The organism is Janthinobacterium sp. NFX145, from assembly GCF_049810325.1.
Lineage (GTDB): Bacteria > Pseudomonadota > Gammaproteobacteria > Burkholderiales > Burkholderiaceae_D > Janthinobacterium > Janthinobacterium rivuli.
This window is the reverse complement of sequence record NZ_CP187360.1, coordinates 1,608,403-1,628,163: the sequence shown is the minus strand read 5'-3', so window position 1 is coordinate 1,628,163 and position 19,761 is coordinate 1,608,403. Positions and strand designations below refer to the sequence as shown.

General features: G+C 62.9%; 17 protein-coding genes. 10 read left to right on the top strand and 7 right to left on the bottom strand.

All coding sequences use genetic code 11. The features are described 5' to 3' along the window. Positions 1-90: 90 nt before the first annotated feature. From ACPJXG_RS07255 to ACPJXG_RS07235, 5 genes are all read right to left on the bottom strand, one after another. The gene (locus tag ACPJXG_RS07255; RefSeq protein ID WP_425253809.1) at positions 91-1,164 is read right to left on the bottom strand and encodes an ABC transporter ATP-binding protein; all 1,074 of its coding nucleotides are present in this window, start codon (positions 1,162-1,164) and stop codon (positions 91-93) included. 33 nt (positions 1,165-1,197) lie between these two features. Then, positions 1,198-2,988, bottom strand: a complete 1,791-nt coding sequence (locus tag ACPJXG_RS07250) for an ABC transporter permease (RefSeq protein WP_035820976.1) — start codon at positions 2,986-2,988, stop codon at positions 1,198-1,200. A gap of 69 nt (positions 2,989-3,057) precedes the next feature. Next, positions 3,058-4,155, bottom strand: coding sequence for an ABC transporter substrate-binding protein (locus tag ACPJXG_RS07245; RefSeq protein ID WP_176389579.1), 1,098 nt, complete (start codon positions 4,153-4,155; stop codon positions 3,058-3,060). 43 nt (positions 4,156-4,198) lie between these two features. Beyond that, positions 4,199-5,194, bottom strand: a complete 996-nt coding sequence (locus tag ACPJXG_RS07240) for a tripartite tricarboxylate transporter substrate binding protein (protein ID WP_425253808.1) — start codon at positions 5,192-5,194, stop codon at positions 4,199-4,201. Between the two features lie 3 nt (positions 5,195-5,197). After that, positions 5,198-6,259, bottom strand: coding sequence for a porin (locus ACPJXG_RS07235; RefSeq protein ID WP_035820978.1), 1,062 nt, complete (start codon positions 6,257-6,259; stop codon positions 5,198-5,200). 214 nt (positions 6,260-6,473) lie between these two features. Between ACPJXG_RS07235 and ACPJXG_RS07230 the strand changes: the two genes are divergently transcribed. From ACPJXG_RS07230 to ACPJXG_RS07220, 3 genes are read left to right on the top strand one after another with little or no spacing between them, the layout of a single operon-like run. Beyond that, positions 6,474-7,196: a response regulator gene (locus tag ACPJXG_RS07230; protein ID WP_035827948.1), complete on the top strand. Its 723-nt coding sequence runs from the start codon at positions 6,474-6,476 to the stop codon at positions 7,194-7,196. After that, a complete protein-coding gene (locus ACPJXG_RS07225) occupies positions 7,193-8,707 on the top strand; it encodes a sensor histidine kinase N-terminal domain-containing protein (protein WP_425253807.1) in 1,515 nt (504 codons plus the stop codon). Before ACPJXG_RS07230 ends, ACPJXG_RS07225 begins: the two co-directional genes overlap by 4 nt. Positions 8,708-8,728: 21 nt before the next feature. Further along, entirely contained in the window at positions 8,729-9,079 is a 351-nt protein-coding gene (locus ACPJXG_RS07220) for a ribonuclease E inhibitor RraB (RefSeq protein ID WP_051958944.1), read from the top strand. A gap of 213 nt (positions 9,080-9,292) precedes the next feature. Here ACPJXG_RS07220 and ACPJXG_RS07215 read toward each other — a convergent pair whose 3' ends face one another. Continuing rightward, positions 9,293-10,615 (bottom strand): homoserine dehydrogenase, encoded by a 1,323-nt coding sequence (locus ACPJXG_RS07215; RefSeq protein WP_035820979.1) that lies wholly within the window; start codon positions 10,613-10,615, stop codon positions 9,293-9,295. Positions 10,616-10,688: 73 nt separating this feature from the next. Continuing rightward, a complete protein-coding gene (locus tag ACPJXG_RS07210) occupies positions 10,689-11,918 on the bottom strand; it encodes a pyridoxal phosphate-dependent aminotransferase (protein ID WP_034750427.1) in 1,230 nt (409 codons plus the stop codon). Positions 11,919-12,341: 423 nt separating this feature from the next. On the opposite strand from ACPJXG_RS07210, the gene ACPJXG_RS07205 reads away from it, so the two are divergent. From ACPJXG_RS07205 to ACPJXG_RS07175, 7 genes are all read left to right on the top strand, one after another. Then, positions 12,342-12,734: an Mth938-like domain-containing protein gene (locus ACPJXG_RS07205; RefSeq protein ID WP_176389577.1), complete on the top strand. Its 393-nt coding sequence runs from the start codon at positions 12,342-12,344 to the stop codon at positions 12,732-12,734. Further along, complete coding sequence (locus ACPJXG_RS07200) at positions 12,731-14,404, top strand: glycosyltransferase family 39 protein (RefSeq protein ID WP_425253806.1); 1,674 nt, start codon at positions 12,731-12,733, stop codon at positions 14,402-14,404. The genes ACPJXG_RS07205 and ACPJXG_RS07200 overlap by 4 nt, the downstream gene beginning before the upstream one ends. 205 nt (positions 14,405-14,609) lie before the next feature. Beyond that, entirely contained in the window at positions 14,610-15,746 is a 1,137-nt protein-coding gene (locus ACPJXG_RS07195; RefSeq protein ID WP_425253805.1) for a DegT/DnrJ/EryC1/StrS family aminotransferase, read from the top strand. A gap of 11 nt (positions 15,747-15,757) precedes the next feature. Further along, positions 15,758-16,753: a glycosyltransferase gene (locus tag ACPJXG_RS07190; protein WP_425253804.1), complete on the top strand. Its 996-nt coding sequence runs from the start codon at positions 15,758-15,760 to the stop codon at positions 16,751-16,753. Further along, positions 16,753-17,670, top strand: coding sequence for a formyltransferase (locus ACPJXG_RS07185; RefSeq protein WP_425253803.1), 918 nt, complete (start codon positions 16,753-16,755; stop codon positions 17,668-17,670). Before ACPJXG_RS07190 ends, ACPJXG_RS07185 begins: the two co-directional genes overlap by 1 nt. 21 nt (positions 17,671-17,691) lie before the next feature. Beyond that, positions 17,692-18,744, top strand: a complete 1,053-nt coding sequence (locus ACPJXG_RS07180; protein ID WP_035820989.1) for a bifunctional UDP-4-keto-pentose/UDP-xylose synthase — start codon at positions 17,692-17,694, stop codon at positions 18,742-18,744. Then, on the top strand, positions 18,744-19,703 hold the full coding sequence (locus tag ACPJXG_RS07175) for a polysaccharide deacetylase family protein (protein ID WP_035820990.1): 960 nt from the start codon (positions 18,744-18,746) through the stop codon (positions 19,701-19,703). Before ACPJXG_RS07180 ends, ACPJXG_RS07175 begins: the two co-directional genes overlap by 1 nt. Positions 19,704-19,761: the final 58 nt, after the last annotated feature.

The window sequence follows — 19,761 nt, the reverse complement described above, 5'->3', positions numbered from 1 at the left end:
CGCAACAGATGGTGGCGCCCGCCAATCCGGTGACCAGTGCCGCACAGGAAGGGCAATATACTGTGCGCCAGCATGGCCACCTCGCCAACGTTAAAACACCCAGAGCTTATCGGCCGGCATGTGCAGCCAGTACTTGCCCGCTTCGAGCTTGTGGCGCGAATAGGCGCGCAGGCTGATGTTTTCGGCGCCGCCGCGCTCGAACAGGCATTCCCAGCGGTCGCCCAGGTACATGCACGTCAGCAGCGGCAACTCGATGGCGTTGTCGACCTGCGTGGCACTGATCTTGACTTCCTCGACGCGGATCATGGTGGTCACCTCCGTGCCCACGTTGGCGCCGCGCGCCACGCCCTGCATGGAGGCGCCATCGACCAGCAGGCGCACCTGATTGCCTTCGCGCTGCACCACCTTGCCGGGCAGGCGGTTGTTACTGCCCATGAATTCGGCCGTGAACAGGGTGTCCGGCGTTTCATACATGCTTTGCGGCGTGCCCTGCTGCTCGATCTTGCCGTTATTCAGCAGCAGGATGCGGTCCGAGATCGCCATCGCCTCGCCCTGGTCATGCGTCACCATCAGCGCGGACAGGCCCAGGCGCACGATCAGTTCGCGCAGGAAGGCGCGTGCTTCCTCGCGCAGCTTGGCATCCAGGTTCGACAGCGGTTCGTCGAGCAGGATCACGGGCGGGTTGTACACCAGCGCGCGGGCGATCGCCACGCGCTGCTGCTGGCCGCCGGACAGCTGGTGCGGATAGCGTTCGCCCAGGTGACCCAGGCCCAGTTGCGTCAGCACTTCCTTGATGCGCGCGGCGATTTCCGTGCTGCCCATCTTGCGCAATTTGAGGCCGTAGGCGACGTTGTCGAAGACGGTCTTGTGCGGCCACAGCGCGTACGACTGGAACACCAGTCCCAGGTTGCGGTGCTCGGCCGCCATCTCGAAATGCTTCGCGCCATCGAAAACATTGCGCTCGCCGATCTGGATGGTGCCCGCCTTCGGGCTTTCCAGGCCGGCGACGGCGCGCAGCAAGGTGGTCTTGCCGCTGCCCGAAGGCCCCAGCAGGGCGACCACTTCGCCTTTTTTCAGGTGCATCGAGACACCCTTCAGTATCTGGTTGGCGGAAGCGCCGGTGCCGTAGTCCAGGTACAGCTCATTGACGGTCAATTCATTCATGATGTGGTCTCAGTCTATTCTTAGTTATGCAACTCAGTTGTGTAACTTGACGCCGAAGCGCAGCGCGATGCCCAGGCCGATGGCCACCAGGGTGATATTGATGAAGGACAGCGCCGCCACCAGGTCGGTCGAGCCTCCCGCCCACAGCGACACCAGCATGGCGCCGATCACTTCCGTGCCCGGCGAGAGCAGGTACACGCCCGTCGAATATTCGCGTTCGAAGATCAGGAACACCATCAGCCAGGCGCCCAGCAAGCCGTATTTGATCAGCGGCAGGGTCACGTCGCGTGTCACCTGGCCACGGTTGGCGCCGACGGCGCGCGCCGCCTCTTCCAGCTCCGGTCCCACTTGCAGCAGCGCCGTGGAAATCAAACGCATGCCGTAGGCCATCCACACCACCGAATACGCGAGCCATAGGGCGAAGATCGTCGAGCGCACTTCGCGCAGCACGGGGATCACATGACCGCTCAGCCACAGGGCCACGCCGTTGTCCATGCCTTTCAATATGCCGTCGAGCCAGGCCGGCACGAACAGGAACACCCACAGGAACGACAAGCCGGCCAGCAAACCCGGCACGGCGCGCGGCACCAGCACGCTGTAATCGAGCAGGCGCGTGATGCCGTCCTGTTTGCGGTGCATGGCCAGCGCGATGAAGCTGTAGCAGCCCACGGCCAGCGCGCCGCCGACGACGCCGATCAGGATGGTGTTGACGATGCCGCGCACCAGCGATGGCTGGTCGAAAATGTCGCGGAAGTGCTGCAGGGTCAATACGTCGGCCAGGTGCACGCCTTCGCCCCAGTACTGCACGAAGGAGCGCAGCACGATGCCGCTCAAAGGCAGGATGATGGTGAAGATCAGCCAGCCGGCCAGCAAGGCAAACGCCAGCCACTTCCAGCGGCCCAGCGGCATGGCCTTGCTGCGCGCGCCCTTGCCCTTGATCGACACATATTTGTTGGCGGACTTGAGCAGCCAGCGCTGTATCATCACCAGCGGCATGGTCACCATCACCAGGCAGACGGCGACGGCGGCCATCAGGTGGTACGACGGCGTGCCGAGTTTATTCGTCAGCTTGTACAGATAGGTCGGCAGCACCAGATGGCCTTCCGGATCGCCGAGCACCAGCACCAGGCCGAATACTTCGAAGCCGAGGAAGAACACCAGCACGCCCGCATACGCCAGCGCCGGCATGATCATCGGCAGCGACACGTTGAGCATGACCTGCACCGGCGAAGCGCCGGCCACGCGGGCCGCCTCTTCCACGTCCGAACCCAGGCTTTTCAGGGCTGACGAGGCATACAGGTAGACGTGCGGCACGTGCGTCAGGCCGGCGATGATGACGATGCTGGTGAAGGAATAAATATTCCAGGGCACGAAGCCGAACAGCTCCTTGGCCCAGACCGAGTAAAAGCCCACGGGTCCCATCGACACGACGTAGCCAAAGCCCATCACCATCGGCGAGACAAAGATCGGCACCAGCAGCATCGGCGCCACCCAGCCGCGGCCAGGCAAATCCGTGCGCACCATCAGGAAGGCCAGCATGCCGCCCAGCGGCACGGCGATCACGGTCAGGCCGCAGGCAAGCATCAGGCCATTCTTGAAGGCCATCGAGAAATCGGGATCATCGAAGATGAAACGATAGGAATCAAAGCCGAATTCGCGCACCGGCATGAAAAACGGCGCGTTCAAAAAGCTCTGGTAAAAAATCAGGAACAGCGGCAGGAAAATGGCGACCATGGTGATCGCCACGACCACGCCGCGCGGCCAGTTCAGGCGCGACAAGGGAGAGCGCGACCGTGCAGGCAGCGGCAAGATAGCAGTTTGCATGATGAATCCAATGAATGAAGGGTACGGCATCCGTCCGCGGGCACGCGCCTGCGGACGGCCAGGACGGCGTTATTTTTTGCCGGCTGTTTCTTTCCATTGCTTCAAGAAGGCCATGCGCTTGGCTGGTCCCAGGAATTGCAGGATGATCGGATGCACGGGCACCGGCTTGACATTGGCCGCGCCGATTTCCTTGATCAGGTCCGCCGAGGTGGTCTCGCCCGTGACGTCGGCGCGGATGGCGAACAGCTTGGCGCCGTTCGCGATGATGGTCTGGCCGCGGTGCGACAGGATGTAGTCGAGCCACAGCTTGCTGGCGTTGACGTTCTTCGCGTTCTTGTTGATGAACTGCACGCGCGACAGGATCAGGGTGTAATCCTTGGGCAGCACCACGCCAATCGACGGATCGGTCTTGGCGCGCACCAGGGCGTAGGAGCCCAGCACGTTGTAGCCGATCAGGTTTTCGCCCGACGAAATGCGCTCCATCATGGTGCCCGTCGACGACTGCACGCGCACCTTGGCCGTGCCAAACGCGTTTTGCAGCGCCAGGAACTGCGGATATTCCTTCGCGTCCTGCGACATGAACATGAAGCCCACGCCCGACTTTTCGATGTCGTAGGTGGTGACCTTGTCCTTGAATTTCGGCGTGGCGATCAGCTTGACGAAGTCGTCGTGGTTCTTCGGCACTTCCTTCGGATCGAGCAAACGCTTGTTGTAGACGATGGCGGCAGGCTCGAACGTGGTGCCGTAAGCCTGGTCGTCCCACATGGCCCAGCCGGGAATCTTGCCCGCTTCGACCGACTTGTATTTCAGGGCGTAGCCATCGGAGGCCAGGCGCATCTGCAAGTCCATCGCCGACGACCACATCACGTCGGCCGTGTTGCCGCCGGCGGCCACTTCGGAAATGAAGCGGTTGTACACTTCCGTCGAATTCATGTCGTTGTATTCGACCGAGATGCCGGGATACAGGGCGCTGAAATCCTTGATCAGCGGTGCGGCGGCCTTGCTGTCGGTGGCGCTGTAGATCACCACCTTGCCTTCCTTCTTGGCCGCGTCGATGATCTTCTGGTAATCGGCCGGATAACCTGCCGGCACCTGCGCGAAAGCGGCGCCGGTGCTACCCGCGAAAGCGGCGGCCAGGGCGATGGCGAGAATGGTTTTGGTTTGCATGGTTTGTCTCCGTCTGTGATTGTTGTATGGTTTGCTATGGGACTCAGCGCATCAGGCCCAGTTCGGCCGCCTGCCTGGAGTAGCGTTCGACTGCCTGGTTTACGTACTGCGTCAATTTGTCGCCCGTCAGCGCGAACGGATACATGCCCGATTGCGTGCGCCACTGGGCAAACTGCGGCGTGGCCATCGCACGGTCGAACGTGGCCACCCAGCGCTGGTAATCCTGCTCCGGCACTTGCGGCCCCATCCACAGGCCGCGGATGATGGGCCAGACCACGTCGACGCCCTGCTCACGCGCCGTCGGCACGCTGGCCAGCACGCCGGGCAAGCGCTTTTCCGACAGCACCGCCAGCACGCGCGCATGGCTGTCGCCCGCGTTCAGGGTCGCTTCCGACGTGTCGCCCGACATCACCTGCACGTAGTTGGCCTGCATCGCCGTGAAGATCTCGCCGCCGCCTTCCAGCGCCACGAAGCGCAGCACTTTCGGGTCGATGCCGGCCCGGCGCGCCACCAGCGCCATCTTCACCCAGTCCTGGCTGCCGATGGTGCCGGACACGCCGATCAGCACCTTCTCGGGGTGGCGCTTGAGCGCGGCGATCAGGTCGGCCAGGCTCTTGTAGGGCGAGTCGCTGCGCACGGCGATCATGCCGTAGTCGGCGCCCAGCGCCGCCACCCAGCGCACATCGCCCGTCTTGGCGTTGCCGAACTTGCCTTGCGCCAGGTTCAGCAGCGAGCCGCCCGAAAACACCACCAGGGTGTTGGCTTCGGCACGCCGGCGCTGCGACCCCATCGAGCGCCACGCCACCGCGCCGATGCCGCCCGGCAGATAGCTGATGCGCACCGACGACGCGAACGGCGCTGCCGCCGCCGGATCGGGCTGCAGCAGCCCTTTCTGCGCCAGCTTGCAGGTCAGGTCCATGGCGCCGCCCGGCTTGGACGGCACCACGCAGTCGACTTCAGGCGCGGCCGTTGCCGCCAGCGCGGGCAGCGGCGCGGACGACAGCAGCAACGACAGGAACACGGTGCGCAGCATGCTCATGCCTTAAAAGCGGTGCTGGATGCCGGCGATCAGGCCGCGCTGCGTGTCGCCGAAACCGGCGTCGTCACGCGACAGGCTGACCAGCTGGTTGTGCTTGGCCTTGGCATAGGCGCCGGCCACGTACAGGTCGGTGCGCTTGGACAGGGCATAGCGCACGCGCGCCACGTACATGATCGGATCGGCATTGAGGTTGGCGGCCACGTTTTTCACGTCCTGGTAGTAGATCACGCCCGTCAGGGTGACGACCGGCGTGGTCTTGTAGCTGACGCCGCCCCAGTACAGGGTGCCGCGCACGTCGGCCTTGCCGGCTGCCGCAGGATCGAGCTTGTAGTCGCGCGCCGCCGCCTGCACTTTCCACGGGCCGTCGTCATACATGGCGCCCAGGTGGTAGACGGTGGTCTTGTCGCGCGCGCCGCCGGCGATGGTGTTGCCGTTGACCTGTTCATACGTGGCCAGCAGGCTGACCGGACCGGTCTTGTAGGTGACGGCCGTGGACAGTTTGGCGCTGTCCGAATTGCCCGTCGACTGTTCACCGAAACCGTACGATGCGCCGTAGCTGAAGCCGCCCGTCTTGCCCGAGTACTTGACCATGTTGTCGAAGGCCGTCGTCATGCCGTATTTGCTCGGCCCCGTCGCGTTGGCCGAGGTGGCCCACGAGTAGAACGGCGCATACGCCATCGGATCGAACGGCAGCACGAAATCGTACACGGTGGTGAACGAGCGGCCCAGCACGACGCGGCCAAACGCGCCTTCCAGGCCCACGTTGGCCTGGCGCTTGAACAGCGCGCCGTCGGCCGCGCCCGTGTCGACCAGGATGCCGCCTTCCAGATTGAAGACGGCTTTCAGGCCGCCACCCAGGTCTTCGCTGCCCAGGATGCCCCAGCGCGAGGTGTTCATGCCGCCGGAGCTCACTTGCGTCATCGAGCTTTTGTTCGGACCGGCGTTGCTGGTGTTGCTGATGCCGGCATCCAGGCGGCCGTACAGGGTGACGTTCGACTGGGCGTGGGCGCTGCCGGCTGCGGCGAGTACCGCCATGGCGGCCAGCGAGAATGCGGTTTTCTTCATGTAAAGTGTCTCCCTTAGATATAGTTATTGGTGATATGCCTGATCAATTTCATGAATCAGGATCACACTATATGATCGTGATCCTTTCAATTCGCTTTCAGACTGACAGGTGTCGTCCGCCAGCCACAAGGAGGACAAACTTATTCATCGCCGCCCCTGTCGGCGCGGCGCCAGCAGGCTTACACTGTATCGTTTCAAACGAATGGCGGAGACCATGCGCATATTACTAGTGGAAGACCATCTGGAGCTGTCGCACTGGCTGGCAAAGGCCCTGCGCGACGCGCACCTGACGGTGGAGACCGCCCACAACGGCGCCGATGCCGACGCCCTGCTGCATACGCAGGAATATTCTTTGGTGCTGCTCGACCTGACCCTGCCGAAGATGGATGGCCTGGACGTGCTGCGCCGCCTGCGCGCGCGCGGCGGCACGCGCGGCAAGACTCCCGTCATGATACTCACGGCGCGCGGCGGCCTCGATGAAAAAGTACAGGGCCTGAACCTGGGCGCGGACGACTACATGGCCAAACCGTTCGAACTGGCCGAACTGGAAGCGCGCGTAAAAGCCCTGCTGCGACGCAGCCAGGGCAACGAAGCCCTTGTGCACACCTGCGGCGCCCTCAGTTTCGACACCGTCACGCGCATGTTCAGCTATGGCGGCGCGGCGCTGGCGCTGACGCCGCGCGAACACGCGGTGCTCGAAGCGCTGATCACGCGCTCGGGGCGCGCCGTGTCGAAGGAAAAGCTGTTCGACGAAGTCTTCGCGCTGGCCGACGACGCCAACCTCGACGCCATCGAACTGTACATCCACCGCGTGCGCAAGAAACTCGAGAACGGCGTGGAAAGCGGATCGCCCGACGGCGCCGTCATCACCACCCTGCGCGGCATCGGCTACCTGCTGCAGCCGCGCAGCGCGATGGCGCCGGCCGCGCCAAAATGACCGAGCGCGCCCCACGCCCGCCCCTGCTGGAACGCCTGCGCCGGCGCCGGGCGCAGGGCCGGCCGCTGGGCAGTCTGCGCAGCCAGCTGCTGCGCTGGCTGCTCATCCCGCTGGTGATGCTGGTGCTGCTCGATGCCGTTTTTGTCTACCGCAATGCGCTCGACGCGGCCGACATGGCCTACGACCGCTCCCTGCTGGCGTCGACGCGGGCGCTGGCCGAAAGAGTCTCCATCGTCAACGGCAAAGTGGTGGCCGAAGTACCCTACGTGGCGCTCGACAGCTTCGAGACCGACACCCTGGGCCGCATCTACTACAAGGTGACGGGCATCAATGGCGAGCTGGTGTCGGGCTATGGCGACTTGCCGCCCGTGCCGAAAAACGTGCCCCGCTCGCAGAATTATCCGGCCCTGGTGCGCTTCTACCACGCCGACTACCACGGCAAGCCGATCCGCATCGCCGCCCTGCTGCAGCCCGTGTATGACGACTCGATGCGCGGCATCGCTCTGATCCAGGTGGCCGAGACCCTGGACGCGCGGCGCGGCCTGTCGAACCAGATCCTGTTCGATACCCTGATCTGGCAGGCCGCAATGATACTGGTGATGGGCGCCCTCGTGTGGTTTGCCGTGCGCCTGGTGCTGCGCCCGCTGATGCGATTGAAAACGGAAGTCGAGACGCGCACCCTGTCCGACCTGTCCGACGTCGATCCCACGCTGGTGCACAAGGAAATGCGTCCGCTGGTAAGCGCCATGAACGGCTCCATGTCGCGCCTGCAGCAGCTGATCGCCAGCCAGCGCCGCTTCATCGCCGATGCCTCGCACCAGCTGCGCACGCCGTTGACTGTGCTGAAAACCCAGGCCGAACTGGCCATGCGCGAATGCGACCGCCAGGCGGGCGCGCCGCCGGACATCGCAGCCCTACGCGACATCGTGCGCTCGATCGCCGTCACCACCGATTCGACCGTGCTGCTGGCCAACCGCCTGCTGACCCTGGCGCGCATCGAGCATGGCGGCGAGAACCTGGCGATGGACACGGTGTCCTTGCGCGATGTGGCGCAGCAGGTTGGGCTGGAGATGGCCATGGCCGCCGTCGGCAAAAATATCGACCTGTCGCTGGAAGCGCCCGACGAAGCGCCCGTGCATGGCCAGGCCCTGCTGCTGCATGAACTGGTGGCCAACCTGGTCGACAACGCCCTGCGCTACACGCCGCAGGGCGGCAGCGTGATCCTGCGCGTGCGCGCGGGCGGCCGTGGAGACGAAACGCTGCTGGAAGTGGAAGACAGCGGCGCCGGCATCCCGCCCGCGGAACGCGAACGCGTGTTCACGCCGTTCTACCGGGTCGGCTCGGCGCTGGAGAGCAATCCGGGCGGCGCCGGCCTGGGCCTGGCCATCGTGCGCGACATCGCGGCCCTGCACGGCGCGCGCCTGGAACTGGCGACGGCGGCGAATGGACATGGACTGAAAGTCGGCGTGTATTTCGCCCCGGCGCCAGTCGATGCTAAGATCGCGTCCTGAGATTTTAAGGAAGGCAGCGCCATGATGACCAAAGAAGATGTAACCGAACTGTTTGCCAATATCGCCGAGAACGCGCCGTGGGACCTGTCCCAGCCGCTGCTGTGGGGCTATTACTTCACCAACCCGACCTCCGAACCGCTGGAGCAGGCCGCTACCCTGCTGGCGCTGCAGGGCTACCGCCCGGTGGAGCTGTATCAGCCGGAACTCGACGATCCGGCGGCACCGCCAGTGTGGGTACTGCACGTGGAAAAGGCCGAAGTGCATGGCGTCGACAGCCTGCACGCGCGCAATGGCGAACTGATGGTGTTTGCGCAGGAAAACCAGCTGGCCAGCTATGACGGCATGGACGTGGGCCCCGTCGCCGCACCTTGAGCGGTGTAGGCGTAGGTCGGATTAGGTCCGAAGGGCCGTAATCCGACAGCACCATCGGCCATGCCAACAATGTTGTCGGATTACGTGCGGCCTTGCCGCACTAATCCGACCTACTTGCCATGACCACATGGACGTGGGCGCCGTCATCCGGCAACATCACGCATAAAAAAACGGCGCCCGCGGGCGCCGTTTTGCATGGATCGCTGCAAACGCTCAGCTGAGGTTTTCCAGGCGGATCTTGGTGACCGTGCCCACCACGCTGTTGAGGGCTTCCATCTTCTCGATGGCGGCCGTGACGTTCTTTTCCTGCGTCTGGTGCGTCAGCATGATGATGTCCGTATGCGTCTCGCCTTCGGCCGGCTCTTTTTGCAGCATGGCGTCGATCGAGATGCCGCGTTCGGCCAGGATGCGCGTCAGGTCGGCCAGCACGCCCGGCTGGTCGGCCACGTGCATGCGCAGGTAGTAGCTGGTGGTGATTTCCGACATCGGCAGAATCGCGATATCGGTCATCGCGTTCGGCTGGAACGCCAGGTGCGGCACGCGGTGTTCCGGGTCGGCCGTGGCCAGGCGCGTGATGTCGACCAGGTCGGCGATCACCGACGAAGCGGTCGGCTCGGCGCCCGCGCCGCGGCCCGAATACAGGCTGGCGCCGACGGCGTCGCCATGCACGAGCACCGCGTTCATGGCGCCTTCCACGTTGGCGATCAGGCGCTTGGCCGGGATCAGGGTCGGATGCACGCGCAGCTCGATGCCTTCCACGCCGTTGACGGTGGCGCGCTTGGTGATGCCGAGCAGCTTGATGCGGTAGCCCAGCTGCTCGGCGTAGCGGATGTCGACGGCATTGAGGTTGCTGATGCCTTCCACGTAAGCCTTGTCGAACTGCACCGGGATGCCGAAGGCGATGGCCGACATGATGGTGGCCTTGTGCGCGGCGTCGACGCCCTCGATGTCGAAGGTGGGGTCGGCTTCCGCGTAACCGAGTTCCTGCGCCTGTTTCAGCACGGTGGCAAAGTCCAGGCCCTTGTCGCGCATCTCGGACAGGATGAAATTGGTGGTGCCGTTGATGATGCCGGCGATCCATTCGATGCGGTTGGCCGTCAAGCCTTCGCGCAGCGCCTTGATGATGGGGATGCCGCCGGCGACGGCCGCCTCGAAGGCCACCATCACGCCCTTGTCCTGGGCGGCGGCGAAGATTTCGTTGCCGTGCACGGCCAGCAGGGCCTTGTTGGCCGTGACCACGTGCTTGCCGTTGGCAATCGCCTGCATCACCAGGGTTTTCGACAGGTCGTAGCCACCGATCAGTTCGACGACGATGTCGATCTCGGGATCGTTGACGATCTGGTAGGGGTCGTTGACGACCTTGCAGCCGCCGGCGACGAGCGCTTCGGCGCGCGCCACGTCGCGCACGGCGACGGCGACGACTTCAATGCCGCGGCCCGCGCGGCGCTTGATTTCTTCCTGGTTGCGTTTCAGGACGCTGAACGTGCCGTAACCGACGTTGCCCAGGCCCAGCAGGCCGATCTTGATGGATTTCATAGTTGTGCTTGACTGCTCATAAGTGGCGCCCCCTTGGGCGGCGCCAGGTTGATCGAGATTGCTGCTGGCTGATTCAGCCCCGGCCGTGACGCTTGCGATAGCCTTCGAGGAAGCGCGCAATGCGCCCCATGGCCTCGGTCAGGTCATCGGAGTTGGGCAGGAAGACGACGCGGAAATGGTCGGGCGCGATCCAGTTGAAGCCCGTGCCCTGCACGATCAAGACCTTCGCTTCGGCCAGTAATTCATAGGCAAACTGCTGGTCGTCGGCGATCGGATAGATCTCCGGGTCCAGGCGCGGGAACATGTACAGCGCGGCCTTTGGCTTGACACAGGTGACGCCCGGAATATCGGTCAGCAGCTTGTGCGCCAGGTCGCGCTGTTTCAACAGGCGCCCGCCGGGCCCCACCAGGTCTTGTATGCTCTGGTAGCCGCCAAGCGCCGTCTGGATGGCAAACTGCCCCGGCGCGTTGGCGCATAGCCGCATCGAGGCCAGCATGTTGAGGCCTTCGATGTAATCTTTTGCGTGGCGCTTTTCACCCGAGACCACCATCCAGCCGGAACGGTAGCCGCAGGAGCGGTAATTCTTCGACAGGCCGTTCATGGTGATGAACAGCACGTCGTCGGCCAGCGAGGCGATCGACACGTGCTCGGCTTCGTCGTACAGCACCTTGTCGTAGATCTCGTCGGCGAAAATGATCAATTGGTGCTGGCGCGCCAGTTCGACGATCTGCAGCAGCACGGAAACCGGATACAGCGCGCCCGTGGGATTGTTCGGGTTGATGACGACGATGGCTTTCGTTTGCGGCGTGATCTTGCGGCGCATGTCCTCAATGTCGGGATACCACTCGTTCTGCTCGTCGCACACATAGTGCACGGGATTGCCGCCCGACAGGCTGACGGCGGCCGTCCACAGCGGGTAATCGGGCGCCGGCACCAGCACTTCGTCGCCACTGTTGAGCAGCGCGTTCATCGACATGACGATCAGTTCGGAAGCGCCATTGCCCAGGTAAATGTCATCGATGGTCACGCCGGCGATATTCTTGCCCTGCGTGTAGTGCATGACGGCCTTGCGCGGCGCGAACATGCCTTTCGAATCCGTATAGCCGGCCGCGTTCTGCAGATTGAGCATCATGTCGCGCACGATCTCGTCGGGCGGATCGAAGCCGAATACGGCCAGATTGCCGATATTGAGCTTGGTGATCTTGTGGCCTTCTTCTTCCATTTGCCTGGATTTTTCCAGGACCGGGCCGCGGATGTCGTAGCAGACGTCCGCCAATTTATTCGATTTCTGAATCGGTCGCAAAATAAATCCCTGTCGTGATGCGGCGCGGTGACCAGAACTTGCAGCATGATAGCCGCGCCAGAACTATGAACCCGTGAAACTGCGTTGCGAAAGACTGCAAGGCGAAAACAACCATTCTCGCCGAAAACAGGCCATTTTATCAAATTAAACATGGCGAACCCCAGCATTTGACGCCGATTCTGCCACGCCGGCGCCTCCGCACGGCAATCGGGCGGGCGCCATCTTCATCTTCCCTTAATCTTGCAGCATTACCATGGCGCAGGCAGGCATTGCCACTGTGGCGCCGAACATTGCAATTTGGAAAGGATATTGCTTTTCAGTCGCTCTTTTCTGTCATTTATGGCATGCTTACGCCCTTGGCCGCGGCACGCAGTTTGGCCGCGCGCGCACCGATCAACCGACACGACCAGCCCCGATATCGCCATGAAACTCCACGCCAGCAGCACCCAACAATACCAGACTGTCACCGGCTATGACGAAAACGGCGTCGAGATCAATGCCCAGCCCTACAACTACAGCCTGATCGTGATGCCGGAAACACCGCCGCGGGCGTGGGAAGTCACCAGTTTCGAAGAATTGACGGAGGCGCATTTCGCGCAAATCCTGGCCGACGCACCCGACGTGGTCATCCTCGGCACGGGCGAGCGCCAGCGCTTCGTGCATCCGAAACTGACGGCCGCGCTGACCATGCGCCGCATCGGCGTCGAATGCATGGATAGCCAGGCTGCCTGCCGCACCTACAATATCCTCATGGGCGAAGGCCGCAAGGTCACCCTGGCCCTGATCCTGGCCCCGGCCGCAGGCAAGGCCGCATGAAAATCAACGTCAACGAGCTGCACTCGTCGCGGGTGCTGATGTGGTCGCTGCTGGGCATCTTCATCGTCGTCACCCTGTATGCGCTGGGTATCCGTACCCTGGTACCGCCCGACGAGGGCCGCTACGCCGAGATGGCGCGCGAAATGTTCGTCACGGGCGACTGGATCACCACGCGCCTGAACGGCATCAAGTACTTTGAAAAGCCACCGCTGCAAACGTGGATGAATGCGCTGACCTTCGCCGCCTTCGGCCTGGGCGAATGGCAGGCGCGTTTGTGGACTGGCCTGTGCGGCATCATCGGCGTGTGCATGACGGCGTATGCGGGCAAAAAAGTGTTCGGCCCGCGCGTGGGCCTGTATGCTGGCCTGGTGCTGGCGTCGAGCCTGTTCTGGCTCGCTTCCGGCCAGATCAATTCGCTGGACATGGGCCTGTCGGGCATGATGACCCTCACCCTGGGCAGCCTGCTGATCGCCCAGCGCGACGACGCCACGGCGAACGAGCGGCGCAACTGGATGCTGGCCTGCTGGGCCGCCATGGCGCTGGCCGTGCTGGCCAAGGGCCTGATCGGCATCGTGCTGCCGGGCGGCGTGCTGGTGCTGTATTCGCTGTGCGCGCGCGACTGGCGCATCTGGACGCGCTTGCATCTGGTCAAGGGCTTGCTGGTGTTCTTCGCCATCGCCACGCCGTGGTTCGTGCTGGTCGCCCTGCGCAATCCGGAACAGCCGCATTTCTTCTTCATCCATGAGCACTTCCAGCGCTTCCTGATGAAGGGCCACAAGCGCGAAGGCGCCTGGTACTACTTCCTGGTGCTGCTCATTCCCGGCATCCTGCCCTGGATAGGCGTGCTGCCGCAAAGCCTGGCCGCCGCATTCAAGCGCCAGGATGGCGCCTTCCAGCCCCGCTTGATGCTGCTGATCTGGGCCGTCTTCATTTTCTTCTTCTTCAGCTATTCAACCTCGAAGCTGCCTGGCTACATCGTGCCCGTCTTCCCGGCGCTGGCCCTGCTGGTGGCGCTGTATCTGGAATCGGCCTCGCGCCGCCAGCGCCTGTTCGCCGCCGGCCTGCTGTGCGTGCTGGGCGCGGCCATCCTGATCGGCGGACCGATCGCCTTCGGCAAGGCCAGCGCACGCGACGCGGAAGCCCTGGTCGCGCTCAAGGGTTACCAGCCATGGCTGATGGCGGCCGGCTTCTTCGCCCTGGCCGGCGGCGCCCTGGCCTTGCTGCATGCGCGCCAGCTGCGCCGCGACATGACCGTGCTGACCATCGCCGGCGCCGGCTTCCTGGCCACGCACTGCATCCTGGCCGGCTCGGAACTGTATGGCCAGAACCGCGCGGGCACCGACATGCTGCCGCAGATTCAGGCCGAACTGACGGCCGATACCAAGCTCTATTCGGTCGGCATCTATGAGCAGTCGCTGACGTATTACCTGCAGCGGCCCGTGATCCTCGTCGATTACTGGGATGAGTTCACGTTTGGCCTGAAACAGCAGCCCGAGCTGTCCATTCCGGACATCGAGACTTTCATCACGCAATGGACGAACGATGCCCATGCCGGCGTGCGGGGCATGGCCATTATCAGCCTGAACCGTTACAAGGAATTGCAAGCGCGTGGCGTGCCCATGCGCGTGATTGCCGAAGATGCGCGCCGCATGGTCATTGCCAACAAATAATGTTTAACCGGGGCGCGAGGCAGCACGGACCGCGCCCCCGGCCAGCCTGCCCCGCCCCCGCATCAGCTGGATTTTTCACCGCTGAACTGGCTGTGCCGCCATACTGACGATATAAAATAGCCATGCCTGCCAGCCGCCTTTAACGGCACTGGCAGCCTCGGCGATGCCGATACCCTGACCCAACACAGATTCAAGAATTGCGCCCATGACCTCTACCCTGCCCTTTTTGCCCTTTTCCAAACCCACCATCGATGAAGCGACCATCGCCGCCGTCGGCGACGTGCTGCGCTCGGGCTGGATCACCAGCGGCCCGAAAGTGCAGGCCTTCGAAGCCCAGCTGTCCGAGTATTTCGGCGGGCGTCCCGTGCGCACCTTCAATTCGGGCACGTGCACCATGGAAATCGCGCTGCGCATCGCCGGCATAGGCCCCGGCGACGAAGTCATCACCACGCCCGTGTCGTGGGTAGCGACGGCCAACGTCATCATCGAAGTGGGCGCCACGCCCGTGTTTGCCGACATCGACCCCGTCACGCGCAATATCGACCTCGACAAGCTGGAAGCGGCCATCACCCCGCGCACGAAAGCCATCATCCCCGTCTACCTGTCCGGCTTGCCCGTCGACATGGACCGCCTGTACGCGATTGCCGACAAGTACAAGCTGCGCGTCGTGGAAGACGCGGCGCAAGCGTTCGGCTCCACCTGGAAGGGCAAGCGCATCGGCGCGTTTGGCGACTTCGTCTCGTTCAGCTTCCAGGCCAACAAGAACATCACCACGGGCGAAGGCGGTGCGCTGGTCCTGAACAACCTGGAAGAAGCCAAGCTGGCCGAGAAATACCGGCTGCAGGGCGTCACGCGCAGCGGCGTCGACGGTATCGACGTCGACGTGCTGGGCGGCAAATACAACATGAGCGACATCATGGCCGCCATCGGCCTGGGCCAGTTCGCCAATGTCGATGCGATCACGGCCCACCGCCGCGCGCTGGCGCGCCATTACTTTGAGCAATTCGGCAGCGACTTCGAAGCCCTGAGCGGCGCCCAGCTGCCGGTGCAGGATTTTGAGAACAGCAATTGGCATTTGTTCCAGATCATCCTGCCCGATAATGGCCCCGGCACGCGCGCTGACTTCATGCAGCAAATGGCGCAGCAAAACGTGGGAACGGGCTATCATTACGCACCGATCCACCTGTTTACCATGTACCGCGAACGCGGCTTTACCGAGGGCATGTTCCCCGTCTCGGAAAAGATCGGCCGCCTGACCGTGACCTTGCCGATGTTCTACGCCATGACGACACAGGACGTGGAACGCGCCGTCGCCACCGTCAAATCCATACTCATCAAATGAGCAGCGCGCCGATGAAACCTGAACTGTCCATTATCATTCCAATCTACAACGAGCAGGATGGCCTGGCCAGCCTGTTCGCCCGCCTGTATCCGGCCCTCGACGCCCTGCAGACGAGCTACGAGATCATCTTCATCAACGACGGCAGCCGCGACAATTCGGTGGCCATCCTGGCGGAACAGTTCCGCCAGCGCCCCGACGTCACGCGCGTCGTCCTGTTCAACGGTAATTATGGCCAGCACATGGCCATCCTGGCCGGTTTTGAAGCGTCGCGCGGGCAGATCATGGTCACGCTCGACGCCGACCTGCAAAACCCGCCCGAAGAAATCGGCAACCTGGTGGCGAAGATGCGCGAAGGCTACGATTACGTGGGCTCGATCCGGCGCAAGCGGCAAGATTCCGCCTGGCGCACCCTGGCCTCGAAGATGATGAATCGTCTGCGTGAAAAGATCACGAATATCAAGATTACCGATCAGGGCAACATGCTGCGCGCGTATGGCCGCAACGTGATCGACCTGGTCAACCAGTGCGCCGAGGTCAACACCTTCGTGCCCGCCCTGGCCTACACGTTCGCCCGCAAGCCCACGGAAATTACCGTCGAGCACGAGGAACGCTCGGCCGGCGAGTCGAAATATTCGCTGTATAGCCTGATCCGCCTCAATTTCGACCTGGTCACGGGCTTTTCGCTGATACCCCTGCAAATCTTTTCGATGCTGGGCATGCTGCTGTCCTTCAGTTCGGCCGTGCTGGTGATCTATCTGCTGGCGCGCCGCTTCCTGTTCGGCGCCGAGGCGCAAGGCGTGTTTACCCTGTTCGCCATCGCCTTCTTCCTGATGGGCGTGATCCTGTTCGGCATCGGCCTGGTGGGCGAATACGTGGGACGCATCTTCCAGCAAGTGCGCGCCCGTCCCCGCTACGTGGTGCAAACCATCTTGCAGGACGGCATGGTCCAGGCGGAAGCCGAGGCGGCATCGTATGTGCGCCTGGAAAAGCGCCAGGTGGGCCGCTGATGGGCGCCCCACGCGCCGTCGTCTTCGGCTACCACAATGTCGGCGTGCGCTGCATCAAGGTGCTGCTGGCCGGCGGCGTCGACATCGCCCTCGTCGTCACGCACGAAGACAGCCCCACGGAAAACCTGTGGTTCGAATCCGTCGCCAGCCTGTGCCAGGCCGAAGGCATTCCGTACATCACGCCTTCGGACGCGCGCGCGCCCGAATTGCTGGCGCAGGTGCAGGCAGCGGCACCGGACATGCTGTTCAGCTTTTACTACCGCCACATGCTGCCGGCCAGCATCCTGGAAGTCGCGCCCGCCTACAATATGCACGGCTCGCTGCTGCCGCAGTTCCGCGGCCGCGCGCCCGTCAACTGGGCCGTGCTGCATGGCGCCCCGCAAACGGGCGCCACCCTGCATGAAATGACGGTCAAGCCCGATGCCGGCGCCATCGTCGCGCAAACGGCCGTGCCCATCCTGCCCGACGACACGGCCTTCGAAGTCTTCGGCAAGGTCACCGTGGCGGCGGAACAAACCTTGTGGCACGTGCTGCCGGCCTTACTGGACGGCACGGCGCCGCGCCAGCTCAACGATTTGCGCCAGGGCGGCTACTTTGGCGGACGCACGCCGGAAGACGGCCGCATCGACTGGAAGTTACCGGCGCAGCAGGTATACAACCTGCACCGGGCCGTCGCGCCCCCCTATCCCGGCGCGTTCACCGAAGTCAACGATGTCATTTACATCATCGAAAAAGCCCGTTTAAGCAAGCTTTCAGCAGGAAGTTTGCCACCTGGCTTGGCGGTAGTGGATAATTGCATCTTTGGCGTCTGCGGAGACGGCCGCATGCTGGCCATTTCCGCGCTGAGGGCTGCCGGGGAGCCGGTTTCGGCTCAGCAATTGCAAGCAAGTCTGACCACCCGCGTCAGCACACACTGATATCACACAAGAGAATCTCACATGAAAAAAGTCCTCATCTTAGGCGTCAACGGCTTCATCGGCCACCACCTGTCCAAGCGCATCCTGGAAACCACCGACTGGCATGTCTACGGCATGGACATGAACACGGACCGCATCACGGAATTGCTGGAAGATGACAACTACAAGTCGCGCATGCACTTCTTCGAAGGCGACATCACGATCAACAAGGAATGGGTCGAGTACCACGTCAAGAAGTGCGACGTGATCCTGCCGCTGGTGGCCATCGCCACGCCGTCGACCTACGTCAAGCAGCCGCTGCGCGTCTTCGAACTGGACTTCGAAGCCAACCTGCCCATCGTCCGCTCGGCCGCCAAGTACGGCAAGCACCTGGTCTTCCCGTCGACCTCGGAAGTGTATGGCATGTGCCATGACGAGGAATTCGACCCGGAAAACTCGGAACTGATCTGCGGCCCGATCAACAAGCCGCGCTGGATTTATTCGAACGCCAAGCAACTCATGGACCGCGTGATCTGGGGCTACGGCATGGAAGGTTTGAACTTCACCCTGTTCCGTCCGTTCAACTGGATCGGCGCGGGCCTGGACTCGATCCACACGCCGAAAGAAGGTTCCTCGCGCGTGGTGACGCAATTCTTCGGCCACATCGTGCGCGGCGAAAACATCTCGCTGGTCGACGGCGGCGCGCAGAAACGCGCGTTCACCTACATCGACGACGGCATCGATGCGCTGATGCGCATCATCGCCAACAAGAACGGCATCGCCAGCGGCAAGATTTACAACATTGGCAATCCGATCAATAACTATTCGATCCGCGACCTGGCCGGCATGATGCTGACCCTGGCCGCCGAATATCCGGAATACGCCGAAGGCGCGAAACACGTGAACATCGTGGAAACGACCTCGGGCGCCTACTACGGCGCCGGCTACCAGGACGTGCAAAACCGCGTGCCGAAAATCACGAATACCTGCGAAGAGCTGGGCTGGGCGCCGACCACCACCATGGCCGATTCCCTGCGCAATATTTTCGACGCCTACCGCAGCCAGGTAGCCCAAGCCAAAGCACTGATGGATTAATGTTGAGCAAGCCGTTCCTGACCCTGAAAATCGACGTCGATACCTATCGCGGCACCCGTGAAGGCATGGGCAATCTGGTGCGCATGCTGGCCGCGCACCAGGCCAAGGCCACTTTTCTGTTCTCGCTGGGCCCCGACCATACGGGCTGGGCCCTGCGGCGCGCCTTGAAGCCGGGCTTTTTCAGCAAGGTCTCGCGCACCTCGGTGGTCGAACACTACGGCTTGAAAACATTGATGTACGGCACTTTGCTGCCGGGACCCGATATCGGCAAGCAATGCGCGGCGCAATTGCGCGCCGTGCGCGATGCCGGTTTCGAGTGCGGCATCCACACCTGGGATCACACCCTGTGGCAAGACAACGTGGCCAAGCGCAACGCCGCCTGGACCATCAACATGATGCGCAAGGCCGCCAACCGCTACGAGCAAGTGTTTGGCGCCAAGCCACACACGCACGGCGCGGCCGGCTGGCAAATGAATGTCAGCGCCTTTGTCGAACACGACACGGCCGGCTACCGCTTTGCCTCCGACGGCCGCGCCATGCTCGACGCGCGCGGCGCCATGGTGCATGCCAGCAATGGCCCGCACCGCGTGCGCAACGGCAACACCATCCTGCAATGCGTACAATTGCCCACCACCCTGCCCACCCTGGATGAATTGCTGGGCTGCGAAATCGACGGCAAGCTGATCACGACCGGCAATGTTGCCGCGCATATATTGTCGCTGACGGCGGATAATCCCCGCGATCACGTGTATACCTTGCATGCGGAACTTGAAGGACAGAAACTCGCCCCCATTTTCGAACAACTGCTGGCTGGCTGGAAAACCCAGGGCTACCAGTTTGCAGCGATGGGCGATTATTATGAAAAGATAAAAAATACGGACTTGCCCGTTTGTCCCGTCACCTGGGATGAGTTGCCAGGCCGTTCGGGACGCCTGATTGTGCAGGGCAAAGCGGCCTGAATGCTGTATTGTTGCACCTGGATGCGTTGCCAGATTAAAAACCAGCGCTGATGATCAC